This window comes from Streptomyces sp. NPDC007917 (assembly GCF_042959105.1).
Taxonomy (GTDB): domain Bacteria; phylum Actinomycetota; class Actinomycetes; order Streptomycetales; family Streptomycetaceae; genus Streptomyces.
On record NZ_JBIBKK010000007.1, the window covers coordinates 256,830 to 282,020 of the forward strand.

At 70.0% G+C, this 25,191-nt stretch carries 22 protein-coding genes and 1 pseudogene; 11 read left to right on the forward strand and 12 right to left on the reverse strand.

From position 1 onward, the window contains the following. Positions 1-91 precede the first annotated feature (91 nt). Together ACFZDL_RS16275 and ACFZDL_RS16280 are read left to right on the forward strand one after the other, a co-directional pair. Positions 92-2,806 (forward strand): class I SAM-dependent DNA methyltransferase, encoded by a 2,715-nt coding sequence (locus ACFZDL_RS16275; RefSeq protein ID WP_353593448.1) that lies wholly within the window; start codon positions 92-94, stop codon positions 2,804-2,806. Continuing rightward, a complete protein-coding gene (locus ACFZDL_RS16280; protein WP_353593447.1) occupies positions 2,796-3,401 on the forward strand; it encodes a restriction endonuclease subunit S in 606 nt (201 codons plus the stop codon). Before ACFZDL_RS16275 ends, ACFZDL_RS16280 begins: the two co-directional genes overlap by 11 nt. Before the next feature lie 70 nt (positions 3,402-3,471). On the opposite strand, the gene ACFZDL_RS16285 is transcribed toward ACFZDL_RS16280, so the two are convergent. After that, a complete protein-coding gene (locus tag ACFZDL_RS16285) occupies positions 3,472-3,696 on the reverse strand; it encodes a DUF397 domain-containing protein (protein WP_353593446.1) in 225 nt (74 codons plus the stop codon). After that, complete coding sequence (locus tag ACFZDL_RS16290; RefSeq protein WP_353593445.1) at positions 3,689-4,516, reverse strand: helix-turn-helix transcriptional regulator; 828 nt, start codon at positions 4,514-4,516, stop codon at positions 3,689-3,691. The genes ACFZDL_RS16285 and ACFZDL_RS16290 overlap by 8 nt, the downstream gene beginning before the upstream one ends. Before the next feature lie 603 nt (positions 4,517-5,119). Here ACFZDL_RS16290 and ACFZDL_RS16295 point away from each other — a divergent pair. The 4 genes from ACFZDL_RS16295 to ACFZDL_RS16310 all read left to right on the forward strand — a co-directional run bounded on the left by ACFZDL_RS16295 (position 5,120) and on the right by ACFZDL_RS16310 (position 10,180). Next, positions 5,120-5,284, forward strand: a complete 165-nt coding sequence (locus ACFZDL_RS16295; protein WP_353593444.1) for a hypothetical protein — start codon at positions 5,120-5,122, stop codon at positions 5,282-5,284. Continuing rightward, the gene (locus ACFZDL_RS16300; protein ID WP_353593443.1) at positions 5,281-5,532 is read left to right on the forward strand and encodes a hypothetical protein; all 252 of its coding nucleotides are present in this window, start codon (positions 5,281-5,283) and stop codon (positions 5,530-5,532) included. The genes ACFZDL_RS16295 and ACFZDL_RS16300 overlap by 4 nt, the downstream gene beginning before the upstream one ends. 220 nt (positions 5,533-5,752) lie before the next feature. Beyond that, positions 5,753-9,394 carry a type I restriction endonuclease gene (locus tag ACFZDL_RS16305; RefSeq protein WP_353593442.1) on the forward strand — a complete coding sequence of 1,214 codons (3,642 nt, stop codon included), beginning with the start codon at positions 5,753-5,755 and terminating at the stop codon, positions 9,392-9,394. 6 nt (positions 9,395-9,400) lie between these two features. Beyond that, on the forward strand, positions 9,401-10,180 hold the full coding sequence (locus ACFZDL_RS16310) for a SprT family zinc-dependent metalloprotease (RefSeq protein ID WP_353593441.1): 780 nt from the start codon (positions 9,401-9,403) through the stop codon (positions 10,178-10,180). An 82-nt stretch (positions 10,181-10,262) separates the two neighbouring features. Here ACFZDL_RS16310 and ACFZDL_RS16315 read toward each other — a convergent pair whose 3' ends face one another. The 5 genes from ACFZDL_RS16315 to ACFZDL_RS16335 all read right to left on the reverse strand — a co-directional run bounded on the left by ACFZDL_RS16315 (position 10,263) and on the right by ACFZDL_RS16335 (position 15,392). Then, a complete protein-coding gene (locus tag ACFZDL_RS16315; RefSeq protein ID WP_353593440.1) occupies positions 10,263-11,021 on the reverse strand; it encodes a DUF624 domain-containing protein in 759 nt (252 codons plus the stop codon). Between the two features lie 10 nt (positions 11,022-11,031). Further along, on the reverse strand, positions 11,032-11,967 hold the full coding sequence (locus tag ACFZDL_RS16320; protein WP_353593439.1) for a carbohydrate ABC transporter permease: 936 nt from the start codon (positions 11,965-11,967) through the stop codon (positions 11,032-11,034). Beyond that, complete coding sequence (locus ACFZDL_RS16325; protein WP_353593438.1) at positions 11,964-12,959, reverse strand: sugar ABC transporter permease; 996 nt, start codon at positions 12,957-12,959, stop codon at positions 11,964-11,966. Before ACFZDL_RS16325 ends, ACFZDL_RS16320 begins: the two co-directional genes overlap by 4 nt. Further along, the gene (locus ACFZDL_RS16330) at positions 12,956-14,230 is read right to left on the reverse strand and encodes an extracellular solute-binding protein (RefSeq protein WP_353593437.1); all 1,275 of its coding nucleotides are present in this window, start codon (positions 14,228-14,230) and stop codon (positions 12,956-12,958) included. Before ACFZDL_RS16330 ends, ACFZDL_RS16325 begins: the two co-directional genes overlap by 4 nt. A 142-nt stretch (positions 14,231-14,372) precedes the next feature. Further along, positions 14,373-15,392: a hydroxyacid dehydrogenase gene (locus tag ACFZDL_RS16335; protein WP_353593436.1), complete on the reverse strand. Its 1,020-nt coding sequence runs from the start codon at positions 15,390-15,392 to the stop codon at positions 14,373-14,375. Positions 15,393-15,619: 227 nt separating this feature from the next. On the opposite strand from ACFZDL_RS16335, the gene ACFZDL_RS16340 reads away from it, so the two are divergent. Further along, positions 15,620-16,723, forward strand: coding sequence for a substrate-binding domain-containing protein (locus ACFZDL_RS16340; RefSeq protein ID WP_353593435.1), 1,104 nt, complete (start codon positions 15,620-15,622; stop codon positions 16,721-16,723). On the opposite strand, the gene ACFZDL_RS16345 is transcribed toward ACFZDL_RS16340, so the two are convergent. Beyond that, positions 16,701-18,797, reverse strand: a complete 2,097-nt coding sequence (locus ACFZDL_RS16345) for a DUF2264 domain-containing protein (protein ID WP_353593434.1) — start codon at positions 18,795-18,797, stop codon at positions 16,701-16,703. The genes ACFZDL_RS16340 and ACFZDL_RS16345 overlap by 23 nt on opposite strands. Before the next feature lie 98 nt (positions 18,798-18,895). Between ACFZDL_RS16345 and ACFZDL_RS16350 the strand changes: the two genes are divergently transcribed. Further along, entirely contained in the window at positions 18,896-20,950 is a 2,055-nt protein-coding gene (locus tag ACFZDL_RS16350) for a heparinase II/III family protein (protein WP_391191307.1), read from the forward strand. 45 nt (positions 20,951-20,995) lie between these two features. Here the strand turns inward: ACFZDL_RS16350 and ACFZDL_RS16355 are convergent, their stop codons facing one another. Further along, complete coding sequence (locus ACFZDL_RS16355; protein ID WP_353593432.1) at positions 20,996-21,325, reverse strand: plasmid stabilization protein; 330 nt, start codon at positions 21,323-21,325, stop codon at positions 20,996-20,998. Between the two features lie 216 nt (positions 21,326-21,541). On the opposite strand from ACFZDL_RS16355, the gene ACFZDL_RS16360 reads away from it, so the two are divergent. Next, complete coding sequence (locus ACFZDL_RS16360; protein ID WP_353593431.1) at positions 21,542-21,769, forward strand: DUF5133 domain-containing protein; 228 nt, start codon at positions 21,542-21,544, stop codon at positions 21,767-21,769. A gap of 19 nt (positions 21,770-21,788) precedes the next feature. Next, positions 21,789-22,166, forward strand: a complete 378-nt coding sequence (locus ACFZDL_RS16365; RefSeq protein ID WP_353593430.1) for a TraR/DksA C4-type zinc finger protein — start codon at positions 21,789-21,791, stop codon at positions 22,164-22,166. Between the two features lie 24 nt (positions 22,167-22,190). On the opposite strand, the pseudogene ACFZDL_RS16370 reads toward ACFZDL_RS16365, so the two are convergent. Both ACFZDL_RS16370 and ACFZDL_RS16375 read right to left on the reverse strand, forming a co-directional pair. Then, positions 22,191-22,337 (reverse strand): annotated as a pseudogene (locus tag ACFZDL_RS16370) (Uma2 family endonuclease); the annotation flags it as partial. An 8-nt stretch (positions 22,338-22,345) separates the two neighbouring features. Further along, positions 22,346-22,744, reverse strand: coding sequence for a metalloregulator ArsR/SmtB family transcription factor (locus tag ACFZDL_RS16375; RefSeq protein ID WP_353593429.1), 399 nt, complete (start codon positions 22,742-22,744; stop codon positions 22,346-22,348). A gap of 108 nt (positions 22,745-22,852) precedes the next feature. On the opposite strand from ACFZDL_RS16375, the gene ACFZDL_RS16380 reads away from it, so the two are divergent. Further along, the gene (locus ACFZDL_RS16380; RefSeq protein WP_353593428.1) at positions 22,853-24,820 is read left to right on the forward strand and encodes a heavy metal translocating P-type ATPase; all 1,968 of its coding nucleotides are present in this window, start codon (positions 22,853-22,855) and stop codon (positions 24,818-24,820) included. A 68-nt stretch (positions 24,821-24,888) separates the two neighbouring features. On the opposite strand, the gene ACFZDL_RS16385 is transcribed toward ACFZDL_RS16380, so the two are convergent. Beyond that, on the reverse strand, positions 24,889-25,167 hold the full coding sequence (locus tag ACFZDL_RS16385; protein ID WP_353593427.1) for a hypothetical protein: 279 nt from the start codon (positions 25,165-25,167) through the stop codon (positions 24,889-24,891). Between the last annotated feature and the right edge of the window lie 24 nt (positions 25,168-25,191).

A 25,191-nucleotide genomic window follows, 5' to 3' on the forward strand; every position in this document is an offset into this window, starting at 1 on the left:
CGCCCGAGGCCGTAGGCTGCTCTCCGGCGCTCCGCGTCCCGCCGTGCGGGGCGGGGTGCCGGGCAGTACATCAGCAGAGGGAGTCTCGTACGTGGCAAAGCTCACGCTCGCCCAGTTGGAACGCCATCTGTTCGCGGCGGCGGACATCCTGCGGGGCACGATGGACGCGGCCGAGTACCGCGACTTCATTCTCGTCCTGCTCTTCCTCAAACGCGTCAACGACGAGTTCGACGCCGCCCGGGAAGCGGTCGTCGCGGAAGAGCTGGCGACCGGGGCCTCCCAAGAGGAAGCCGAGGAAATCGCCGACAGCCCCGAGAGCTACGTCACCCGCAAGGTCCTCTACGTCCCGGAGGCAGCCCGCTGGGAGCGGCTGTCCGGAGCGGTGGACGATGTGGCCGGCCACTACCTCCAGCCCGCTCTCCGCGAGCTGGAGACGAACAACTCCCCTCTGCGCGGCCTCTTCGACCACATCAATTTCAACCGCATCGGCGGCGGCGCGGGCAACAGCACCTCCTCCGCGAAACTCGCCGACAAACGGCTCTCGGCGCTGATCGGCCACTTCGGCAGCCTGCGACTGCGCGGCGAGGACTTCGAGTTCCCCGACATGATCGGCGCCGCCTACGAGTACCTGCTCAAGGACTTCGCCGACTCGGCGGGCAGCAAGGGCGGCGAGTTCTACACCCCCCGTGCGGTCGTCCGCATGATGGTGGAGCTGGCCCGGCCCCAGGAAAATCAGAGGATCTACGACCCGTGCGTCGGCTCCGGCGGCATGCTCATCCACGCCAAGGAGTACATCGACGAGCACGGCGGCGACTCCGACGACCTGCTGCTCGCCGGACAGGACGCGAACAGCGGCTCCTGGGTCATGGCCACCATGAACATGCTGTTCCACGGTGCCAACAAATTCCTGCTCAGCACGGGCGACACCCTCACCGACCCGGCACACCTGGACACCGACTTCGACCTCGTACTCTCCAACCCGCCCTTCTCCATGGACTACGCGCAGGCCGAGGTCAAACACCTCACCTCGCGCATGCCGTACGGGGGGACCTCCGAGCGCGGCAAAGCCGACCTCATGTTCCTCCAGCACATGCTGTACCAGGTGCGCGACCGGGGCGGAGCCGTCTTCAGCGTCATGCCACATGGTGTTCTCTTCCGCGGCGGCGCGGAACGCTCCATCCGCGGTGAGCTTCTCAACGCCGACCTGGTCGAGGCCGTCATCGGGCTCGCCCCGAACCTCTTCTACGGCACCGGCATCCCCGCGTGTGTCATCGTGCTGCGTGCCCCGGGCGGCAAGCTGCGCCACCAAGGGCACAAGGTGCTCTTCATCAACGCCGACCGGGAGTTCCACGCGGAGCGGGCCCAGAACGTGCTGCTGCCCGAGCACGTGGAGAAGATCGTCTCGACTTATCACCGCTTCCGTGACGACGAGACGTTCGCGGGGGTCGAGGGCTTCGCCCGCGTCGTCACCCGCCAGGAACTCGCGGACAACGACGACAACCTCAACATCCGCCGCTACGTGGACAACACCCCGCCGCCCGAGCCACAGGATGTCCGGGCGCACTTGAAGGGCGGGGTGCCGCGCGCGGAGATCGAGGCGAAGAAGGGGCTGTTGGACGCGTACGAGATCGGGATCGCCGATCTGTTCGCGGAGCGCGCCGGCGACCCGGATTACGTCGACTTCCTGCCGGAAGGGCAGCGGCCGGACGCGGCCCGCCTCGCGGAGCTGGCGCGGACGCGTGAGGACGTGCTGCGCGGGGAGTTCGAGAACTGGTGGGCCCGGGAGGCCGAGCAGATCGCGGCGCTGGCCCCGGCCGAGGGCGACGACCGTACGGAGAGCGAGCGCCGCAGGCAGCTCGCCCGTCTGCGTGAGGATCTGATCGACTCCTTCCGCACCGAACTGCTCCGGGTCGGGCTGCTGGACGAGTACGCGCTGGCGGGCGCGGTCGCCGGCTGGTGGCAGGACGCGCGCAACGAGCTCAAGGCCCTGTCGGTGGGCGGCTTTACGGGCGTGGTGGACGGCTGGGTCGAGAACGTCGAGACCATGCTGGCTCCCGAGCGTGACCCCAAGACGGGCGGGGCCCGGAATCGGTCTGGCGCGGAGCGGCGCCAGGCGTACGACCACAAGGTGGTCGCCGCGATTGCCTCTGATTTCCTGGAGGAGCTGGCGTCGGCGGACCGCCACAAGGCGCAGCTTGACGCGAAGCTCAAGGCCGCGCAGGAGGCGGAGGCCGCGCTCGCGGAGGCGAGGGCGGAGGCTGAGGCGGGTGAGGGCGATGACGGCGAGGGCGATTCCGGGGGCATCGATCCGGCGCTTGCTGAGGCGGTGCTCAGCAAGGCAGAGATGACCAAGCTGAAGAAGGATCGGACAGCGGCGGGTAACGAGGTCAAGCGCCTGGAAGCCGACTTCTGGCCGCTGGAGTCCGCCAAGCGGGGACGGCCGAAAGCGAAGAAGGCGGTGGCCCCCGCTGAGGAGGGCGCCGCCGTGCAGGGCATGCTGGAGGTCCAGGCGGTTGTGTCTGCTGAGGCCGAGGTCGGCAAGTCGGCGGAGGCTCGTCTCACCCGCGCCCGCAAGGCGCTGGCGGAGGAGACGGATGGTGAGCGCCGGGTGGTGCTCGGCATTCTGCGCGACGACCTGGCCAGCAAGCTGGAGGGCCATGTGGTCCGGCGCCGCCGGGAGTTGGTGGAGGCGTACCGGGTGTGGGAGGACAAGTACGCGGTGTCGATGCGGGAGATCGAAGCGCGGCGGGCGGAGGCCGCGAAGCGGCTGGACGGGTTCCTGGAGGAGCTGGGTTATGTCGGGTAACTTCGACCAGAATTGGCCTGTGCGGAGGCTTACAGATATCGTCCAACTTCCAGTCGGACAAGTTGATCCCCGCAAGAGCCCATATCGTGATCAAATCCTTTTGGCACCCGATCACATAGAATCTGGGACGGGCAAAATCCTCAAGAAAGAATCTGCAGAAAAACAAGGAGCTTCAAGCGGAAAGTATACGGTTCGTCCAGGAGATGTCGTACTTAGCAAGATCAGGCCAGCTCTCAGAAAAGTCGCCTTGGCGGACTTTACAGGCATTTGCTCGGCAGACATGTATCCTCTCCGCCCCCACGAGGGCGTTCGTCCAGAATTCATTTTCGCCGTATTGCTGAGCGAACATTTTTCACAATACGCGGAAAACGCTTCTGGGCGAACAGGGATCCCAAAGATCAACCGATCTGATCTATCCGGATATTCTTTGCGAGTCCCACCTGCCGAAGAGCAAGACCAAATTGTCTCGGTACTCCAATCGGTGACAGCCCGCGAGAAATCCATGGAAGCCGAGCTGACCAAGCTGAGAGCAGTCAAGCAAGGATTGGCGGACGACCTTCTGAGTGGCAGGGTTCGCTTCAGTAACATCGCATGACTCTGGATTGAAATAGACAAAGAGCCCCGCCTTTCGTTTGAGTGAAAGGCGGGGCTAAAAATATTCAGACTCAGTCGGCCTGGCACTCTCCGCTGCACACGGCAACTGTGAACGAATCCCACGCCTCCGGAGAGAAGAAAAGGCTCGGACCTGCCGGGTTCTTGCTATCTCTGACAGGGACGACACCGGCAGTGGCGGCTATGCCGGGCGCGAACTCCACGCACTGACCTTCGTTACCACCGCTGTAACTGGACTTGACCCATTCGGCGCAGGAGATGTCAGGTGTGCTACTCATCCGTTAGTTCCTCCATTACATTACGAATCATGGCAATTGACGCCTCTGGGGAAAGCGCGTCGGCTCGCAGCCGATCGTAAGCCACCTCGCTGCCCTCCACGACAGACCGCGAGTCGATCACGTGTCCCGAGACCGGATTCTCGACGTATAGAAGGCTGGGCTCGTCTTCGAACTTCAGCAGGGTAAACGGCATATGCCGCGTTGGCGCTCCCGACGAGAATGGCAACATCTGGATGGTGATGTGCGGTGATTCTGCTGCCTCGGCCAGATGCGCCAGTTGCGCTCGCATCACGCCCGCTCCACCCACCATGCGCCTCGGACAGGACTCGTCAAGGACACACCACAGGAGCGGAGGCGTGTCCTTCTCCATGACCTCCCGCCTCCGCAGCCGCCGCTCGATCATCGCCTCAATCTTGTCCGCACTCTCCCGGGGATGCACGGCCCGGAAAACCGCCCGCGCGTATTCCTCCGTCTGCAACATCCCCATGATGAGCGTCGCCGAGTAGTCCAGGATGCTCGTCGCCTGCTGCTCCAACTGCACGTACGGCACGAACCACTCCGGATAACCATGCCGACTGGCCCGCTTCCGGAGTCGCGCGAAAGTCCCCGGCGTACCGAAGACCCGGTCACACGCGTCGGCGAACTCAGGGCTCGCCAACCGCTCACCCGCCTCCACCTTGGCCACATACTGCTGCCCGTAGTTGGCCTTCAAGCCCAACTCCCGCTGACTCAGCCCGGCCCGTAGCCGCCAGATCCGCACCTCGGCCCCGAAAAAGGCCGCCCCACTCGACGGCTCCTGTCCTTCCTTGACCTCTTTCACCTGCGGTTCTCCCCTCACCCCAAGCCTCTTGGTGTGCTCAATCCCCTGTTGCTCGCCGTCCCTCACCGCAACGCTGGGAGTACACAGAGTGATTAAACCTCGCAAGAAGCATCCAGGTCAGAAAGAACCCCCCATGGTGTTTCCCTCCGAACACCCCATCGAATCCACGCAACCCACGGAACCGACGACCACAGCCCCCCACGGCCTCCGCCGCGTCACGGACCAAGTGACCCGTGAGATGCAGGCAGTGGCGCACCGACGCGGCTGGGTTCCGACAGCCCAACCCCAGCCATCAGCAGCAGAGACTCCGCACGCACTCTTCTGCGGAGCGCTTGCCGAAGACCTCGCACGGCGGCTCGTCGCAGGACATCAGGGCCCGGAACACGGAGCAGCCACCGTCATGAACGCAGTCACGCCGGCGCAGACGTCAACACGTCCCACCACACACCGGGAGACCCAGCCGTCACCCAGCACCACCGCCCTCGACGAGCTGTGGCAACTCGCCGACCAGCTGAGCGCCGCAGTCCGCGCCCACCTCGACCGGCACGAATATCCCGGCCACCAGGCACCCACGCCGCACCCACACCCCCCAGAGAGTGACCGTTGAGCAACAACACCTGCCCCACCTGCCGCCACTACGCAGCCCTGCGCGAACAGGCCAAACAGGCAGGGGACTACAGCAAAGCCACCGACTACGAGGTGCTGCGCCGCCGCCACCCCACCCACGCCGTCCACATCCCCCGGCAGTCCGAAGGGCGCACCGCATGAACAACCGACCCCGACTCCCCCACCCACACCCCGACCGCCGCGTGCCCGCCCTCGGCCAAGTGGCGTACGACCCCGCCAGCGGGCGTACTGGCGTCGTGCAAGCGGTGTACAGCGCCGCCGAATTGTGCTTCGACCACAGGATGACCGGCAGCCGTGTCGCCTTCCTCCGGCCGGCGCGCGGCGGGGTCGAGTGGCTGGCCGATGCCTCCACCCTCCGTAGCCCCGTCGCCGAGGAACGGGCCACCTGACGCCCGTACCGACGCCCCTCTCCACGATTTGCGGTGAGTATGGGACAACGACACGCCGAGGCGACGGCGTGTCGTTGTCCCATACTCACCGCAAACACAGGCACCGGACTCGACGCCGCCCCTCCCTCCCCTCGTAGCCCAACCCCCCTGCCGCACAATGGAGTAGCGGCACAAGCGAGCACGGGCAGGCACAGCCGGACGGGCGAAGGGGCGCGGGCGCATGGTACGGAGAGAGACCGAACGGGACGAGGTCGAGCGGCCGTTCATCGACCAGCTCGTCTCGATGGGGTGGACCCACATCCACGGTCCCGACCTCTCCTCCAAGGACCGCTCGTACGAGGACGTGTTCCTCCCTCGCCGTCTGGATGCCGCCCTCCGCCGCCTCAACCGCCTCGCGGAGACCGACGCCGCTTGGGTGGGGGACGCACAGGCTCGCCGGGCCGAGGAGAACCTGCGACAGGCGGCCAGGAACATCTCCGGGCGCCCGTTGCTCGCCGCCAACCGCCAGGCCACCGATCTGCTCCTGCACGGCACTCTCGTGAAGGGCCACGAGATCCACCACAAGGGCACCGATCAGAAGGTCCACTACATCGACTGGGACTTCGAGGACCCAGAACACCTCAAGCGCAACGAATTCCTGGTCGTCGACCAGCTCCGCGTCCACACAGCGGACGGGAAACCGGAGGTCCTCGACCTCGTCCTCTTCGTCAACGGCATCCCCGTCGCCGTCGTCGAGTGCAAGAGCCCCGACATCAAGGACCCCATCGGCTCGGCGGTCCGGGACCTGCGGGCGTACACCGGAAACCCGCTGAGCGACGACGGCCGGAAAGGCCGGGACAAGCCCCGGGCCATCCCCGAGCTGTTCGCGCCCGCCCAACTGCTGATCGCCGCCTGCGGCACCACCGCCGCGCTCGGCACGATCTCCTCCGACGAGGCGCACTACGCGCCGTGGCGCAGCGTCACGCCCGACTACCGCGACGCTCGGGAGCTGCGGCGTGAACTGGAGGAGCGGCGTACGGCGGACGGCCGGCGGCTGCTGGAGCCGGGGGCCGAGCTGACCGAGCAGCACAAGCTGATCGGCGTCGTGCTCAAGCCAGAGAACCTGCTCAACATCATCCGGCACTACGTCTTCGAGCTCCCGCTCAAGGTCAAGGAGGGCGAGCCCGCGAAGACGGTCAAGGCGGTCTGCCGCCACCAGCAGTACCGGGCCGTGGAGAAGATGGTCCACAAGTTGCGGACCGGCAGGACCCGGCTCGACGCGGGCGCGGAGGACGACGAGCGCGGAGGCGTCGTCTGGCATACCCAGGGCTCCGGCAAGAGTCTGACCATGGCGTTCCTCTCACGACGGCTGCACATGAGCCTCGATCCGGAGCTGAACAGGTTCACCCTCCTCGTCGTCACCGACCGCACCCAGCTCCAGGACCAGCTGTCGGCCGCGGTCCGGGTCAGCGGCAGCGACATCGGCGTGGCCACCTCGCAGGCCGACCTGGAGGGGCGGCTGGAGCGCGCGGGGCGGGACGGCGGGCGTGCGGTGATCTTCGCGATGATCCAGAAGTACCTGGGAAGCATTCCCGGCCTCGGTGACTCGCGGGGTGACGGCCGGGTGCTTGAGGAGGACTTCGAACGCGGCCGGGCCCGCGTCGCCGCCGGCGCGAGCCCGGAGGAGGTGGCGGACCCGACACCGGATGAGGAGACGACGCGTGCCGCGCGGCGCGAGTTCCGGGAGTGCAGTGACTCGACCCGGGTCCTGGTGCTGGTGGACGAGGCGCACCGCTCGCACACCTCGGTGCTGCACGCATGCCTGCGCGACGCGCTGCCGAACGCCGCCCGCATCGGCTTCACCGGCACACCGATCATGAAGGGAAAGCTGACCGACACGGGTCGGATCTTCGGTCTGGAGCCGGGTGGAGGGTTTCTCGACGAGTACCGGATGCGCGAGGCAGAGCGGGACCAGGTCGTCGTGCCCATCCGGTACGAGGGACGCACCGGACCGGCGCGCGTCCGTGACGGGCAGAAGATGGACGCCACGTTCGAGGACCTGATCGCCTCCCTTGAGAAAACCGCCCAGGACAAGGTCCGTCAGAACTCGAAGCCCACCCCCCGTGACGTCTCCGAGTCCACGTCCATGATCCGGGCAAAGGCGAAGGACATGCTCCACCACTATGTGCTGGGCGCGATGGGCTTCGGTTTCAAGGCCCAGGTCGCCGCGGTCAGCCGCCGGGCCGCTGTGCTCTACCGGCACGCACTGCGTGACGTACGCGCAGAGCTCCTCACCCGGGTTCGCACCGAGTTCGGCCCGGAGGTCCGGGAGGCCCTGCGGGGGAAGAGTCCCACGGAGTACACCCGGGACGAGTTGCTGCTGCTCCGTGCCTGGCACTACCAGGATCTGCTGCGCCGTATCGACTTCGTCCCGGTGATCTCGGCGGGCGATGAGGTGAAGTCGGGCCTGTGGCGGGAGTGGACGGACAAGAACAAGCAGGACGACCACGTCGAGAGGTTCCTGGAGCCGTTCCCCAACCTGCCGCCCGACAACCCGTGGGAGACCATTCACGAGGATCCGAAGCCCGATCCCGCCCTCGTGCCGGCGGGCGGCCTCAATCCGTGGAGCGGCCACACCCCGCTCGCGCACGCCGCCCCGGAGAAGCTTCCGATCGCGTTCCTGATCGTGAAGTCGATGCTGCTCACCGGCTTCGACGCGCCCATCGAGCAGGTGCTGTATCTGGACCGGCCCATCCAGGACGCGGAGCTGCTGCAAGCTGTGGCCCGCGTCAACCGTCCGGCCCCCGGCAAGGACGAAGGGCGCGTCGTGGACTACTACGGCGTGCTGAACAACCTCGCCGTCACCCTCGCCGCCTACCAGGGCGCGCCGCCGGCACTCGGCGCGACGAGCATGGCCGACGAGCTGCCCGCTCTGGAGGAGGCGGCGGATCTGGTCGAGGTGTTCCTGGACGAGCTGGACATCGACGACCTCTCCACGCCCGGCCGTATCTCTCAGGCCATGCTCACCCTCCACGACGAGGAGCAGCGGGCCACCTTCGACCGCTTTCTGAAGAAGTTCATGGGCGCACTGGACCGCGCCCTGCCGCACGAGGACGCGCTGAAGCAGGTGCCGAAGGCGCAGGTCTGGACGCTGCTGCAAAAGCGCGTACGGCGGCACTACCGCGACGCCCCGGGAGGCGACTTCTCGCTTCGTGGCTACGGGCGCAAGGTGCGTGCGCTGATCGCCGACCATCTGGAGCTGCCCGAGATCGAGCAGACCATAGCTCCGGTGTCCATCCTCGCGACCGACTTCGACGAGATCGTGGACCGTATCCCGGATATCCGGGAGTCCGCCGCTGAGCAGGTGCAGGCGCTGCGCTACCACCTCGAGGAGCGCACACAGCGGGACGACCGGCCCGTGTACCGGAAGCTGTCGGAGGAGCTGGAGGAGGTGCTGCGCGAGTTCGACGGCCGCTGGGACAAGATCAAAGAGAAGGTCGGCCCGCTGATCGACCGGGCCCGTAAGGCGGAGGAGCCCGACTCGGAGGTCGCCGACCTGTCGCCGATGGAGCAGCGGCTCTACGCCCAGCTGGGCGACCGTCTCGCCGAGCACCCCTCCTTCGCTGTACCGGATACGGACTTTCTGCGCACGCTGACCCAGGAGGTGTACGCGGAGATCGTCAAGCGGGTGGGGTTCGCCTCGTACACGGGAAGCGACCGGGACGTGACGGAGTTGCAGGGCCACCTCTGGCAGCGGCTGCGCCGCGCAGGTCTCAAACCCCGGCAAGGGGGGATCGGGCCGCTGCGCGATCTGTCGAACTCACTGGCGGGCTTTGCACAGGACCACCTGGAGATCTTTCGCGCGGAGGGTCGGGCAGAATAGGCGGCCGTGCCCGACGCAAGGTCCTCCTCTCTCACTGACAGCGCCTGCCTCACCGACGGGCAGACGCTGTCGGTGGACGGTTTGGCGCTGGAGATACGCGTCAGCGCGCGCCGCTCCCGCCTCGGACTGACCGTGGAGCGGGACGGGTCGCTGACCCTGCGGGTTCCGCAGGAGTGCGCGCCGGAGCGGGCCCAGGAATTCGTCCGCGGCAACCGGGGCTGGATCGACAGCAAACTGCGCTTGCGCGAGGAACGGCAGCCGCTGCATCCCACCCGGAAGCTGGCCGACGGGGAGATCCACCGTTATCTCGGCCGGGACTACCGGCTGCTCGTCGTGGACGAGCCGGGAGCGCCCGTACGGCTCGTCGCCGGGCGGCTGCGCATGGACCAGTCCGACGCCACCGACCCCCGGCGGGCCAGGCGGGCGATCGCCGACTGGTACACCAGGGCCGGTCTGCGCTGGGTTCAGGGACGGCTTCAGCCGTGGGCGGCCCGTATGGATGTGCGCGAGCCCCATGTCGAGGTGCGGGATGTGGGGCGCCGCTGGGGCACCTACCGATCCGGCCGTGGCACGGACGGCCGCGTCGCGCTTCACTGGGCCACTTTCCAGCTTCCCTTCCATCTCGTCGACTACGTGATCGCACACGAGCTGGCGCACGCCCGGATCGCGGGGCATGGGCCGGAATACTGGCGGCTGCTGCGCCGGGCGATGCCCGAGTGCGCCCGGTGGAAGGCGGAGCTGGACGAAATGGGCCGGAGGGTGTGGATGGGCGACCTGGCCGAGTGATGCCCAAGCCGTCCAGGTCGCCGTCGCGGATCAACCGCATCGCCGTCCCGTGGCGCGAGGCAGGGCGGGCTCGCGGTGAACGTCATCGAGTGCTAGCGAAGGCCTGCTCGGCGAGGTGTGCCGCGTCGTCCGGCTGCGCGCCCGCGCCGGGCACCGACTCCAGCATGGCGCCGCAGTCGCGCCATACGACGAACAGCGCGCAGCCTGGCACCACGGCAAGGCCCAGCAGCGGGGCCTGGTTGACCAGTGCCAGGGAGACGGCCAGCAGGGCGAGGTTCAGCAGCGCGAGCGGCCAGCGGCGCACCGAGGCGTAGCAGGCCGCCAGGAGGGTGTGCCGCACGGCGCGGGGGTCCTCGGCCAGGCCGGCCATGGCGACGACTCCGGAGCTCAGGGCGAGGACGATCACCACGAGCAGCAGCGGCGCGAGAGCCGGCCCGAGTGAGGAGCCCCAGAGGGCGGCCAGGTCGGCGGCCGCCACGGCGACCAGCAGGACGAAGGGGGTCCAGCCGAGGAGCGCCCGGGTGAACAGGCGCCGGTAGCCGCGGAACAGGTCGGCCACCGGCGCCCGCTCGTCGTCGGCGGTGCGCCCCAGGTAGGCGAACACCGCGGCGAGGGAGGGGCCGGCCCCGAGCGACAGCAGGCCGAAGAAGACCGGGTACCGCCAGGGCTGGTGCTCGGCGGCCAGGGCCAGCAGCAGCGGCAGGTTGGTGACCGCCACTCCGAGGTTGACCACCAGGACCCGGTGGACATGGGACCAGATGAGGTCCCATGAGTCGTGGCCGACGTTCAGCCGGAGCCTGCGGCCGCTCACCGGTGTGCTCGGTGTGCCCGGTGTACTCATCGCCGTCACCTCACTTCATCCCGCTGGTGGAGATGCCCTGGACGAAGTACCGCTGACCGAGCAGGAAGACCACCAGGATCGGCAGCACGGACAGCACCGAGCCGGTCATGATCATCGCGTACTGGGAGCTGTACATGCCCACGAACGACCGCAGGCCGAGCTGTACGGTCCACAGGTTGTTGTCCGTCAGATAGATGAACGGACCCATGTAGTCGTTCCAGGTGTTGACGAAGGTCAGCAGGGCCAGGCTGGCCAGTGCGGGCTTCGACAGCGGCAGCACGATCCGCGCCCAGATGCCGTACTCGGTCAGCCCGTCCAGCCGGGCGGCCTCGCTGAGCTCGTCCGGGATGGTCAGGTAGAACTGGCGCATCAGGAAGACACCGAACGCGCCGAACGCCTGCAGCAGGATCAGCGACAGGTGCGTGTTCACCAGGCCCAGCTTCTGCATCATGATGTACTGCGGCACCATGTACGCCTGCCACGGCACCGCGATGGTGGCGATGTAGGCGAGAAAGACGGCGTCGCGCCCGGGGAACCGCATCTTGGCGAAGCCGTAGGCGGCGAAGCTCCCGGTCAGGACCTGAAGTGCGGTGATGACGACGCTGAGGAACAGCGAGTTCCCCATGTAGGTCCACAGCGGGATCGCGGTCCAGATGTCGGAGAAGTTCTCCCAGCGGAAGGACTTCGGAATCCACTGGATCGGGACCGTGAAGACCTCGGTGTCCTGCTTCAGCGAGGACACCAGCATCCATACGAACGGCACCAGGACCGCGGCCGACAGCACCGTCAGCACCACGTACAGCAGGGCCCGGCCGACGATCCGCCCCGGCCCGCCCGGCCCCGCCGGGCCCCGGCGACGGGGCCCGGCGGGAGCGGTGGCGCGGCCGCTCGATCGCGACGACTCGGCCGTCGAGCTGCCCTTCGGCAGCACGGTCGTCGTCTTCATCGCTCGTTCCTCCGCTGGAATCGGAACTGGGTCACCGTGATGATCAGGACGATGACGAACAACACCAGGGAGATGGCCGAGGAGTAGCCGAACCGGCCCTGGGTGATGCCCTCCCTGAAGATGAGCTGTGACAGCACCAGCGTCGAGCGGCCGGGGCCGCCCTCGGTCATGACCTGGACGAGGTCGAAGACCTTGAAGCTGGAGACCGTCAGCATGACCAGCACGAAGAAGGTCGTCGGCCGCAGGGACGGCACCGTGACGTGCCAGAACCGCTTCCACGCCCCGGCCCCGTCCACCCTGGCGGCCTCGTACAGCTCCGCCGGAATGGCCTGGAGCCCCGCCAGGTACAGCACCATGTAGTAGCCCATGTCCCGCCACACACTGGTGATGATCACCGCGGGCAGCGCCCAGTCGGTGTCGGTGGTCCACCCCGGCGGATGGGCCATCCCCACGGCCTTCAGCAGCTGGTTCACCGGACCGGCGTCCGGGCTGAACAGCATGTTCCACACCACGGCCACCGCGACGAGCGAGGTGATGTAGGGGAAGAAGAAGGCCGTGCGGAAGAAGGCGACACCGCGCAGCTTCTGGTTGAGCAGCACCGCAAGGCCCAGGGAGGCCGCCATGGTGAGCGGGATGTGCCCGGCCGCGTACCAGGAGGTGTTGGTCAGGGCCGTCCAGAAGTTGTCGTTGTCCCACATCCGGCGGAAGTTGTCGAACCCGATCCACTGGGGCGTGTTGTACGAGTTCCAGTCGGTGAACGACAGCAGCAGTGTGGCGACCACCGGGACCAGGGTCAGGGCGGCGAAGCCCAGCAGGTTCGGCAGGATGAAGGTCCAGCCCACCAGCGCGTTGCGCCGGCGGCGCCGCTTGAGGGCCGCGGTGTGGGAGGTCTTGCCGCGGCCCGTACCCCCGGAGGCCCGGCCGAGGGCCGTTGCTCCGGAGGTCTTGTCGAGGGCCTTGTCGAGGGCCGTGGCGCCGGAGATCTCGCTCATTCGACTTCGGACTTCACACGGGATTCCATCTCCTGGATGCCCTTGTCGACGGACTTCTCACCGGACATCACCAGCTCGTGCTCCTCCTTGAGGATCTGGTCGATGTCGGAGGACTTCGGGCTGACCGGCATCTCCAGCTTGACGGTGTCCGGGCTCATGGCCTTCTTGGACAGATCGTCGTTCGGCATGCCCTTGACGCCGAAGAAGTTCTTCATCACCGCGTCATCCGTGTAGGACGGCACGACGCCGACCTTGGCGATCGCGGCCGCTCCCTTCGGGCCGGAAGCCCACAGCACGAACTTCTTGGCCGCCTCGGAGTTCCTGGCCTTCTTGTTCACGGCGAACGCGGTCGGGGAGCCGAAGGTGACCGTCTTGCCGTTCGCACTGGTCTGCGGCAGCGGTGCCATGCCCCAGTCGACGTCGTTCTTGCCCTCGGCCTTCAGCTGCAGCAGACGGGCCGCGAGCCAGGTGCCCATCGGCACCATCTCGGTCTTACGGGTGGAGAACATCGCGTCGTAGGTGGTCTGCTGGGTCTTGGCCGTGGCGAACGGCATCACGGCTCCGGCCTTCTGCAGGTCCAGGGCCATCTCGTACTGCTTCTTGAAGAACCCGTAGTCGCCGCTCAGCTGGTCCCCGCCGGTCTGCGCGGCGGCGATCGCCTGCACCACCGAGCGCCAGGTCTGGTGGTAGGTGCCGTAGACCTTGGACGAGCCCGAACCGGTGGTGAGCTTCTTGGCCAGCTCGGCGTAGTCGGACCAGGTGAGTTTGGACAGGTCCGCGTCGCTCTTCTTGAGGAGGTCCTTGTTGTAGAAGAGCACCCAGAAGTCCTGCCGGTACGGCACGGCGTAGTAGTCGCCCTTGAGGTCGAAGGCGTCGAGGCCCGAGTACTTGGCCTTGTCCAGCTTGTTGACGTCGGTGGTGAGCGACTGGAGCTGGCCGCGGGTGCCGTAGCGGGCGTAGTCGGTGACGTTCTTCATGGTCAGCACGTCGGTGTTGTCACCGCCGGAGAGCATGGTGGTGACCTTGTTGGAGTAGTCAGCGGAGAGGATGTCGACCGGCTGCACGTCGATGTCCTTGTTCTCGGCCTCGAATCCGTCGATCAGCGCCTTGAACTCGGGGGTCTTCTCGTAGTCCCACACCGCGACCTTGACGATGGTCTTGCCGTCGGCAGTCTTGCCGCTGCCTTCGTCGCTGCCGCAGCCGACGGTGAGCAGGGACAGCGCGACGGCCGCGGTCAGGCCTCTGACGGGACCTTTGAGGGTGCGTATCACGGGAGCGGCTCCTTGTGATGAGGGATGTGTTGCGGGAGGTGCGTTGCGGGAGGTGCGTTGCGGGGGGTGCGTTGCGGGGGTACGTGGCGCGGGGGGGGTGGTGATGCGAAGAGTCCTGGTGGGGCGAGCGGGGCGACGGGACTCAGGCGCTCAGGCCGAGCGCCAGCGCCTCCGCCGTGATCTCGGACTGCAGGGGTTCGCGCGCGGTCCACCGGGCCAGCTCGTCCATGGCGTGGTCGGTGAGGCGCCCGATCTCCGTGCCGAGCGAGCCCGCGATATGCGGGGTGATCATCACGCTGGCCTGGTGTCTCAGTGGCGAGTCGACGGGCAGGGGCTCGGGGTCGGTGACGTCGAGGATGGCGAAGAGGCGGCCGGAGGCGCATTCGGCGGCGAGCGCGTCGGAGTCGATGAGGCTGCCGCGCGCCGTGTTGATCACGGTCGCGTGATCGCGGAGCAGACCGAGCTGGTCGGCGCCGATCAGATGGCGGGTCTCGCGCAGCTCGGGAGCGTGCAGCGACAGCACATCGACGCGCGGAAGCAGTTCCTCCAGCGGGACCAGCGTGGCGCCGGCGCGCTTCACCTCCTCCGCGTCCGCATACGGGTCCGCGACCAGGCAGGTGGTGTCCCCGAGGATCTTGAGCAGATCGACCACCCTGCGGCCGATCCGCGAGAAGCCGACGATCCCCACCGTCCGGCCGAAGTTGGACAGGTCGCCGTACCCCGTCACCGTGCCCCAGCCCTGGTAGGCGCGTTCCTCGTCGGCGGCCAGGAACGGGGCCTTCTTGCCGGCGAAGATGATGGCCGCCAGGGTGTACTCAGCGACGGGGATCGCGTTGGAGTCCGCGCCGCTGGTCACCCGGATTCCGCGGCGCCACACCTCCTCACCCACCAGGCCCCGCACACTGCCGGCGCAGTGCAGCACCGCCCGCAGCGCGGGGGCCGCGGCGACCCGCTCCGGCGTCAGCTTGGGCGCGCCCCAGGACGTGAGCATGACCTCCACCTCCGCCAGGCGCGCCCGCACCGCCGGATCGTCGAGGTCGTCGGCCCAGACCGGGTCGCCCAGGGTCACCAGCTCCGCCAGACGCGCGAGCCGGGCGGAGTCGAAGTGCGCGTCGAAGCTCTGCCTGTCCATGACGACCAGCGCTTGGGGTTTCGCCTGCACGGGCGTCGAGTCCTTCCCTAGGCCGGCGGGGGACCGGCACCGTTGCCATCTGACGCGAGGTCGTTATTTCCCGCTAAATACCGTGTTGCGTGGAACACAGGGGAACTTGTCGAACACGTTGGAACAGGGATAGTGGTCAGCAGCACACGCTCGCCATAGAGCGAACACAATCGAAGCAATTCGTTCAGACTCGAACAGGCCATCAGGCCGTCGACCAAGGGGGCCCGATGAGCGCAGACCGACCTTTCGCCCTTCAGCGCAGGGAACGGCTGATGGACGAGTTGCGCCGGCACGGCACCGTGCGGGTCCGTGACCTCGCCCGGCTGCTCGACGTCAGCGAACTGACCGTACGGCGCGACATCACCGCCCTGGCCGCCCGCGGTCTGCTCACCAAGGTGCACGGCGGCGCCACCCTGCCGACCGAGCTCGACCAGGCCCCGGTCCGCCGGCCCCGCCCCACGCCCGTGCCCTTCACGATCGGCATGGTCGTGCCCTCCCTGGACTTCTACTGGCCGTCGATCGTCAGCGGCGCGCGCACAGCGGCCGCCGGGCTCGGCGTCCAGCTCCAGCTGCGCGGGTCGACGTACGACCAGGCCGAGGACCGCCGCCAGATCAGCCGGCTGATCGAGGCCAAGCAGGTCCAAGGACTGCTGCTGGCACCCAACCTCGAGGGCAACGGCGTCGACGAGATGATCGAATGGATCGCCAACCTGCCGGTGCCGACCATCCTCGTGGAGCGGCAGACCTCGCAGTGGGCACCGACCCCGCGCCAGCTGGAGTGGGTGCGCAGCGACCACGCGCTCGGCATGGAGATGGCCGTACGCCACCTCCACGAGCACGGCCACCGCCGGATCGGTCTGGTGCTGTCCAAGGGCAGCCCGCACTCGACCCACCTCGCCCAGGGCTGGCTGAAGGCGTGCACGGAGCTCGATCTGCCCAGCGAGTTGGTGGTCCGCGAAAGCGTGGCCCTCGACCAGCCGGGCCACCGGCAGATCATCAAGGGCATCCTGGACCGGTGCCGAGCGTCCCGGATCACCGCGCTGATCGTGCACAGCGACCCGGACGCGATGTCGGTCGCCCAGTACCTCGCCGAGCGGGGGCTCTCCATCCCCGACGACATGGCTCTGGTCAGCTACGACGACGAGGTGGCCCATCTCGCGGAGCCGGCGATGACGGCCGTCCGCCCGCCCAAGGCCCGCGTCGGCCGGGTCGCGGTCGAGATGATGGTGTCCAGGCTCATGGAGGGCAAGCGCCGCCCGGCGCAGCGCGTCGCCATCCTGCCGGAGCTGATCCTCCGCGACTCGTCGGTCAAGCGGGCGCGGGCCCTGTGACGGTGCGGCCGGAGGGCAGCTCGACCTCGGTGGTGAGGCCGTCCGGCCAGGTCAGCCGGGCGCGGTGGCCACCGCCGGGCCCCGGGTGGACGGAGACGGCGGGATCGGGACCGTCCGGGCCGCCGTGGCCGCCACCGCCGTGGCCGCCACCGTCGAGGGTGACCACGGCCGCGAGCACTTCGCCGTACGGCACACCGTCCGTGGCCAGCCACGGCGTCGCGGTCCGGGCGCCCAGCGGGCTGTCGTCCTTCCCGGTGGCGACTCCGCCGCGGTGCAGACCCCGCAGCCCGCGCATCGACGAACGCAGCGGCGAACGCGGGGACGAGCGCGGGGACGCGGTGCCCGCTTCGGCGTACAGCGCTTCCGCGTACGGCCCGTCGCCCGCGGGGCCGGTGCCCACCCGGGTCTCGGGCGGGGTGTCGGCCGCGACCGGCCAACCGCCCATCCGCACCCGGTCCCAGGCCCGGCCCGCCCCCGACTCGGACCCCGGCCCGGACCCCGACTCCGGCGCGTCCACCCTGACGAGCCGGACCTCAACCCCCGCGCGCAGCACCGAGGCCACGGTGATCACGGGCCCCGGCGTCGTCGGCCCGGTCCGGCCGGAGCCGTGGTCGGGCGAGTCGTCGGCGCTGCTGTCGACCCAGCGCACCGGCCCCCGGGACGCGGCGGCGAGCACCCCGCCGGGAAGCTCGCGGGCGAACAGGGTCTCGAACCCGGTGCGGTGGCTGGCCCGGCCGGCGTCGTCGAGCAGTACGACCGCGTTGTCGACCGGATCGGCCGCCGCCCCGGCGGTCAGCGGGGGCACGGTGGCGGTGGAGTAGCCGAGCCGCGCGTACAGGGGTGAGTCCGCGCTGGTGTCGCCGGGGCGTGCGTGGTCGGTGCCGTGGTTGAGCACCACCGCGATGCCATCGCGGCGGCGCGCGGAGACCAGCCAGCCGGGGGCCTCGACGATCCGTGCGACGTCCCCGGTCTCCACCGGCAGCGGGAGTTCCGGTTCCGTCCACACCGGGTGGTCCTCGGGGAGCATCAGGCCGAGCATGCCCTTGACCGCCCAGTACGGCGAGCCGGGCCCGGAGTAGGACTGCCGCATCATCGGCCAGGCGGCGTACCAGCCGAGGCCCAGCAGTCCGTCCCCGTCCGGGACTCCCCGGTCGGCGAAGTGCCGGACGATGCCGCTGGTCACCCGGCGTACCAGCCCTGCCGGTTGCCCGCCCGCCCCGGTGACCGCGCCGACCCAGAAGGGCGCGGCGGCGGCGAAGCGGTAGGCGAGGCTGCGCCCTTGCAGCAGCGGGGAGCCGTCCGCGCCGACCAGGCGCACCGCGTCGTCGAGGTAGCGCGCGAGGTCCGCGGCCCAGGTCTCCCGGAGTGCGGGCGGGCACAGGGTGCCGGTGACGTCGAACAGGCGGGTCCACAGCAGCGGGTACAGGTGCAGCGCCCAGCCCGTGTAGTGGTCGAAGGCCCGTTCCTGCCCGTCGCTGAGCCAGCCGCCCGCCCGGCGCAGCGAGGCGTGGACGGCCAGGTCCTCCTCGATGTCGCCGGCCGACCACGGCCCGCCGGCCTCCCGCAGGAACGACTCGACGACGATCCTGAACCAGACCCAGTTGATGGGCGGATAGGGCTGCCCGATGACGGTCCCCAGCCAGTCGATGACCCGCTCGCGCACCCCGTCGTCGAGCCGGTCCCACAGCCACGGCTTGGTCAGCTGCAGGACCAGGGCGATGGAGGCGGCCTCGACCTTGGCCTGGCCGAGCTGGTCGGGGCGGGGCCAGGCCTCGGGCGAACGCGGGTCGGTGCCCGCCGCCAGGCCGCGCGCGTACCGCTCCAGCAGCCCGCCGGGGTCCGCGCCCCGCTCCCCCGCGACGCGGAAGCCGGCGAGCAGGAAGGTGCGGGCGAAGCCCTCCAGGCCGTCGGAGACCGCGCCGTTCGCGCTCGCGGGACCGGGCAGGTCGATCCGGGCTCCCGCCGGGGAGGCGTACGGCTGGGTGGCGGCGAGCATCCGGTCGGCGAGCGCGGTCCAGTGCGCCCTGGTCCAGCCGGTGTACGGGGCCAGGTCCCGGTCCTCGTCAGGCGACACGGCTTCCTCCGAAGGTGGGTGGGTGGTGGTGGATGCCACCTCATCCCGTGGCATAGTTCCGAGTCAACGATTTCGAACAGAATCGATCAGGAGAGATGATGGGCCTGGTAGAGCTGGTTTCCCCCGCGTACCGCTCCCTCCGGAGCCGACTGGGCCCGGCCCTGCACCCCACCTCCGGCCCGGTCTCCGACTCCTCCTCCGGCTCCGTCTCCGGCCCCTCCTCCGGCCCTGATCCGCTGGTCGGGCTCCTGCGGGACGCCCCCGCCCGGCTGCCCGTCCCCGCCGTCACCGCGCGCCCGGTGTGGGAGGCGGTGGACGCCACCACGCGCGAGGGGCTGCTGGACGAGGCCGCGGCCGAACTCCGCCAAACCGCACCCGTGCTGACCGCGTCGGACTGGGCGCGGACGTTCCGTGACGGGGTGCGGACCGCGTACGAGGACTCCGCCAGGCGGCTGCGCGAGCGCGCCACCCTGTTCGTGCTCGCCGCCACGCTCACCGGCGAGGTGGCGCCGGCCGACGCCCCGCCCGGGGCCGCGCCGTATCTGGACGCCGCGGCCGACGCGCTGATGGCCCTGGCCGAGACCAGTACGTGGTGCTGGGCCCCGCACGACCGCTTCGCCAAGGCCCGCGGTGAGGTGCTGCCGGACCCGGACGAGCCGTTCCTCGACCTGGGGGCCGCCGAGGTGGCATCCCTGCTGGCCTGGGCCGATCACGTCCTGGGCCCGCATCTGGACACCCGGGTCCCCGGCCTGCGCAGGCGGCTACGGCGCGAGGTGGACCTGCGGGTGCTGACGCCGTTCGAGCGCACCCGGGACTGGCACTGGATCGGCCTCGACGGGGACGCCCACAACTGGAACCCCTGGATTCATGGCGCGGTGCTCGCCGCGGCCCTCCTGCTGACCGAAGACGAGGAACGGCGGGCGCGGCTCGTACGGCTCGTCGTCGAGGGCCTGGACCACTACCTCGCGGTGCTCCCCGACGACGGCGGCATCGACGAGGGCGTCGCCTACTGGTGGCAGGGCGCCGGCCGGCTGCTGGAAGCCCTCGACCTGCTCGCCGACGCGGGCGGCGCCGCGCTCGACGCCCGCGACCTGCCCGTATTCGGTCCGCTCAGCAAGTTCCCGCACCGTATGCACCTCGCCGGGCACTGGTACGTCAACGCCGGTGACGCCCCCGCCCGTCTGTGGCCCGACCAGCCCTGGCATGTGCTCTTCCAATGGGGCGAGCGACTGGCCGACCCCGACGTCCGCGCGCACGCCCTGGCATGCGCGCGCGGAGGTCCTGCCGTACGCCCGCGAGCGGGCCTCGGCCGGGCACTGGCCGGACTCCGCGACCCCCGGTGGCGCCGCGCCCTGGCCACCACCGCCGATGCGGACGACGGCCCCGCGCCCTGGGCGGCACGGGAGACCTGGCTGCCCCGCGTGCAGGTGCTCGTCGCCAGGGAGACGGCGGGCACGGCCGCGGGTCTGACCCTGGCGGCGAAGGCGGGCCACAACGGCGAGCGGCACAACCACCTCGACGTGGGCTCGTACTGGGTCGCCCTGGACGGCCGCCCCCTGGTCGTCGACGTCGGCCAGCCGACGTACACCGCGGCCAGCTTCGGCCCCGGCCGCTATCAGGCGTGGCCCCTCCAGAGCGCCTGGCACAACGTCCCCGAGCCCGGCGCCGCGCAACAACCGGGCCCCGGCCACCGAGCGGACGACGTACGGGTCGACCTCACCCCCGCCGCTGCCGCCCTGCACGCCGAACTCGCCGGCGCGTACCCGGCGGGCCTGCTGCGGACCTGGCGCCGCTCCCTGCGGCTGGTACGCGCCACGGCGAACTCCCCGGCGCACGTCCTCATCGAGGACCGCTGGACGCCCGACCTCGCCGCCCCCGTACTGCTGCGGCACGTCCTGGCGGGCGACGTGGAAGACGTCGAACTGGCCGAGGGACGGGCGCGGGTGACCGCCGACGGACACTCGTTGTCGATCAGCTGGGACCCGAACCGCGCCACCGCGTCCCTCGAACACCGCCGCCTCGACGACCCGCTGCTGCGCGAGTCGTGGGGAGAGCGACTGACCAGGCTCACCCTGACCGTCCCGGGCCCCGCCGCCGGGGAGCCGTTCACCGTCCGGATGGAGCGCGACGGCCGCTCGGCGGACCCCGTGTGAGCGGCGCCGGCCGCCCGAGAGCCTGCGGCGGCGCGGCGCGTACGGTCAGCGGCCCAGGGCCTTGGCCAGCTCGTCCTTGGTCATGTGCGAGCGGCCCTCGATGCCGCGCTGCTTCGCCTCGTTGTACAGCTGATCACGCGTCGGCCCCTTCGGGCCGCCGCCGCCCGAGCGCTCGCCGCCACGCTGCGGCGCGGACTTCCGGTCCCGGGTCGAGCTCTTGCTCGCGGACTTCGACTCCCCGGCGCGGGCGCGTTCCTTGTTGACGGTGCGCGCCGCGATCTCCTTGGCGCGGCCCTCGGACGTGCCTCGCTTCTCCGCGCCTTCCTTGATGTGCTCGTACTGTCGTTCACGCTTGCTGCTGGATCCTGCGGGCATGGTTATCCCTCTTCCCTGCCCTTCGGTTGCCTGCCGTGTCCGTGGTGCCCACGGCCCGTGGGCACCACGCTTCGTGTCCCCGCCATTCCCCGGCTCTAACACCACACAGGTCTCATATGACGCAAGGGCATACGCCTTCGCCGGGCGGGTATCCGAGCTTCCGCTGACAGCTGTACCGATTCCGCGCTTCGCGATTCCGCGGTCAAAGGAGGCCCCATGCTGATGGCACACCCGGCGGTCCTGCGCAACCTCGTCCAGCAGTACGAAGCCCTGCAAGCGCTCAACGCCGACCAGGGCAGCCCCGAAGTGCGGCAGCGCATGGACGACGTCGCCTACACCCTGTGCATCTCCACCGGGACCCGGGACGTGGACGCCGCCCTCATCGCCGCCCGGCACCGGCTCCCCGGCGCCCGCGTCGAGGACGACTCCCTCGTGGCCGGCTGACGGCGGGATCGGCCAGGCGATGAACGGCACACCCCCGCGCGAAAGCCCACTGGGACCACACGATCTCGAGGAAGCGGCCGCCAAGCTGTCCGACCAGCGGGACCGCCTCCGCGCGGAGATCGCCGCCGCACGGGACACCGAGTCGGCCGTCCGCGGCGACTGCGTCCTGGACGCCGCGGACGCCGGCGCGACCACCCTCGCCATCGAGGAGCTGCACACCCGCACCGACACCGCCACCGCCCTCCTGGACCGGACCCTCGCCGCGCTCACCCGCATCCAGGACGGCACCTTCGGCACCTGCGCCACCTGCGGCGCCCCCATCGGCCGGGAACGGGTGATGGCCATGCCACACGCCGAACGGTGCGTCGCCTGCACCGAGCGGCAGAGCGGGCCCTGAGCGCCGCGGGGCGCGCTGGAGAGGCTAGATCTGGCCGAGGCCGATCTCCACCGGGAACGGAGCCGCGACCTTCACCACGCCGGTGAACACGTCTCCGTCCCGATACGCCCTGGTAGCCGGGTCCAGGACGTACGTGTACACCAGCGGAACGCCGGTGGCGGTCTGCTCGACCGCCCCGATCAGTCGGCCACCACCGCCCCAGGCGCGGACTCCGCCGCCCCGGCCGGGGTGTCGCTCAGGCCCAGGCGAAGGTGCTCCACGTGGTAGAGGGCCTGGTCGAGGAGTTCGGCGACGTGGTTGTCGTAGAGGGCGTACACCACGGAGCGCCCCTTGCGGGTGCCGGTCACCAGGCCGAGGTTGCGCAGCAGGCGGAGCTGGTGGGAGCAGGCTGACTGCTCCATGCCGACCTCGGCGGCCAGTTCGGTGGCCGCGAGGGGACCCTCGCGCAGCCGGGCGAGGATCAGCAGCCGGGAGGGGGTGGCCAGGGCCTGCAGGGTCGTGGCCACCTTGGCGGCACCGGCCGCGTCCAGGCGCGCACGGGGGACTGCGCTGGCGGGGGATGCGGCTCCATGACCCATGCGGCCATCGTACGGCCCGATGAATGCATGAATTGTTGTTCATCTATTCCTGTTACGGTAGTGCCGTCGGATGCCATTCCCCCCGCCCGCGTAAGGACCACTGCCGCGATGTCGTCCACTCTCACCCGCCCCGCCCAGGCCCCCGGCGCCGCCCGCGACGCGGTGGCGCCCAGGCGCCGTACGCGGATCTTCGCCCTGCCCGAGGCCCGCTGGGCGGCGGCCGCGCTGGTGCTGTTCCTGGTCGGGCTGCCGCTGTATCTGCTGGGGACGCCGGGGTGGGCATGGGGTCCGCTGTTCGCGCTGGTGTACGTGACGGGCGGCTGGGAGCCCGGCTGGGCGGGCCTTCAGGCGCTCAGGCAGAAGACCCTCGACGTCGACCTGCTCATGGTCGTCGCCGCACTCGGCGCGGCAGCCATCGGACAGGTGCTGGACGGCGCGCTGCTGATCGTCATCTTCGCCACCTCCGGCGCGCTGGAGGCCATCGCCACCGCCCGCACCGCCGACTCCGTACACGGCCTCCTCGACCTCGCCCCGGCCACCGCCACGCGCCTCGCCGACGACGGCGGGGAGGAGACGGTGCCCACCGAGCAGTTGCGCGTGGGCGACACGGTTTTGGTGCGGCCCGGGGAGCGCATCGGCGCCGACGGGCGGGTACTGGACGGGGCGAGCGACGTCGACCAGGCCACCATCACCGGCGAGCCGCTGCCGGTGGCGAAGGAGGCGGGTGACGAGGTGTTCGCCGGCACCCTCAACGGCACCGGCGCGCTCCGGGTGAAGGTCGAACGCGACCCGTCGGACTCGGTCATCGCCCGCATCGTGGCCATGGTCGAGGAGGCCGCCGAGACCAAGGCCCCCACCCAGCTGTTCATCGAGAAGGTCGAACAGCGCTACAGCCTCGGCATGGTCGCCGCCACCCTCGCGCTGTTCGCGCTCCCCCTCGTCTTCGGCGCCGCGCTGCAGCCCACTCTGCTGCGGGCGATGACCTTCATGATCGTCGCCTCGCCGTGTGCCGTGGTGCTGGCCACCATGCCCCCGCTGCTGTCGGCGATCGCCAACGCCGGACGCCATGGCGTACTGGTCAAGTCCGCCGTGGTGATGGAACGCCTCGGGCAGATCGACGCCGTGGCGCTCGACAAGACCGGCACCCTCACCGAGGGCACCCCGAAGGTGACGGACATCCGCCCGCTGCCCGCGTCCGGCCTCACCGAGGACGAGTTGCTACGGCTCGCGGCGGCGGCCGAGCACCCCAGCGAACACCCCCTGGCCCGCGCCATCGTGGACGCCGCGCGTCACCTCCGTCTCCCCCCGGCTGGGGACTTCAACTCCAAGCCCGGCACCGGCGTGACCGCCCGCGTCGAAGGTCAGGTCGTCGCGGTCGGCAGCCCGGCCCGGCTCCTGGACGGAAGCGCCGCCGTTGCAGTTGTTGAACAACTGGAGAGCGAGGGCCGCACCGCCGTCCTGGTACTGGTGGACGGCGCCCCGGTCGGTGTGCTCGGCATCGCCGACCGGCTCCGCGACGAGGCCACCGTCACCGTCACCGCCCTGGCCACGCTCACCGGCACCGCCCCGGTCCTCGTCACCGGCGACAACCCGCGCGCCGCCGCGCGTCTGGCCGACGAGGTCGGCATCGCGGACGTACGGGCGGGACTGCTGCCGCAGGACAAGGTGGCGGCGGTGCGGGAGCTGGAGGCCGCCGGGCGAAAGGTCCTGGTCGTCGGCGACGGCGTCAACGACGCCCCCGCCCTGGCCGCCGCCCACACCGGCATCGCCATGGGCCGCGCCGGCTCCGACCTCGCCCTGGAGACCGCCGACGCGGTCGTGGTGCGAGACGAGTTGGCCACCATCCCGACTGTCGTCGCGCTCTCCCGCCGCGCCCGGCGGCTGGTGGTACAGAACCTGGTCATCGCCGGGACTTTCATCACCGGCCTGGTGGTGTGGGACCTGGCCGGGACCCTGCCCCTGCCGCTGGGTGTCGCGGGCCACGAGGGCTCCACGGTGATCGTCGGCCTCAACGGTCTGCGGTTGCTGGCCGATGGTGCGTGGCGCCGCGCGCGGGGCTCCGGGGACGGCGGGTAGGCCGCGAGGCCGTCCCCCGCACGCTGTGTCATGCCACCATGGAAGGGTTTCTACGGCGTGAGGGGGCGTCACGTGAGCGCGTGGATGCGGTGGTTGCTGGCGGGGCTTGGGTCGCTGGCGGTGTTCGGGTTGTTCGTGTGGCTGGGGGAGCTGGTGTTGCCCTGGGACCGGCCGGAGCGCATCGGGACGGGCGCGGGGGCCGGCGCCGTCGCGGCTGGGGTGCTGGTGGCATGGGTGTCCTCGCTGAACGGGTCCCCAGCTCCGCCGCCGCCCGCGCCGACGTCGCCTGGGGCGGGTTCGGGTGGGCCTACGGCGTCCGGGGAGCGGTCGGTGGCTGTGCAGGACAACTCGGGTGTCATCGTGACGGGTGA

Coding starts and splice junctions, on each gene's coding strand:
- ACFZDL_RS16325 (WP_353593438.1), bottom strand. CDS start 12,959: ATGAGCGAGATCTCCGGCGCCACGGCCCTCGACAAGGCCCTCGACAAG.
- ACFZDL_RS16280 (WP_353593447.1), top strand. CDS start 2,796: ATGTCGGGTAACTTCGACCAGAATTGGCCTGTGCGGAGGCTTACAGAT.
- ACFZDL_RS16350 (WP_391191307.1), top strand. CDS start 18,896: ATGGGCCTGGTAGAGCTGGTTTCCCCCGCGTACCGCTCCCTCCGGAGC.
- ACFZDL_RS16355 (WP_353593432.1), bottom strand. CDS start 21,325: ATGCCCGCAGGATCCAGCAGCAAGCGTGAACGACAGTACGAGCACATC.
- ACFZDL_RS16380 (WP_353593428.1), top strand. CDS start 22,853: ATGTCGTCCACTCTCACCCGCCCCGCCCAGGCCCCCGGCGCCGCCCGC.
- ACFZDL_RS16365 (WP_353593430.1), top strand. CDS start 21,789: ATGAACGGCACACCCCCGCGCGAAAGCCCACTGGGACCACACGATCTC.
- ACFZDL_RS16305 (WP_353593442.1), top strand. CDS start 5,753: ATGGTACGGAGAGAGACCGAACGGGACGAGGTCGAGCGGCCGTTCATC.
- ACFZDL_RS16375 (WP_353593429.1), bottom strand. CDS start 22,744: ATGGGTCATGGAGCCGCATCCCCCGCCAGCGCAGTCCCCCGTGCGCGC.
- ACFZDL_RS16315 (WP_353593440.1), bottom strand. CDS start 11,021: ATGAGTACACCGGGCACACCGAGCACACCGGTGAGCGGCCGCAGGCTC.
- ACFZDL_RS16285 (WP_353593446.1), bottom strand. CDS start 3,696: ATGAGTAGCACACCTGACATCTCCTGCGCCGAATGGGTCAAGTCCAGT.
- ACFZDL_RS16300 (WP_353593443.1), top strand. CDS start 5,281: ATGAACAACCGACCCCGACTCCCCCACCCACACCCCGACCGCCGCGTG.
- ACFZDL_RS16320 (WP_353593439.1), bottom strand. CDS start 11,967: ATGAAGACGACGACCGTGCTGCCGAAGGGCAGCTCGACGGCCGAGTCG.
- ACFZDL_RS16360 (WP_353593431.1), top strand. CDS start 21,542: ATGCTGATGGCACACCCGGCGGTCCTGCGCAACCTCGTCCAGCAGTAC.
- ACFZDL_RS16340 (WP_353593435.1), top strand. CDS start 15,620: ATGAGCGCAGACCGACCTTTCGCCCTTCAGCGCAGGGAACGGCTGATG.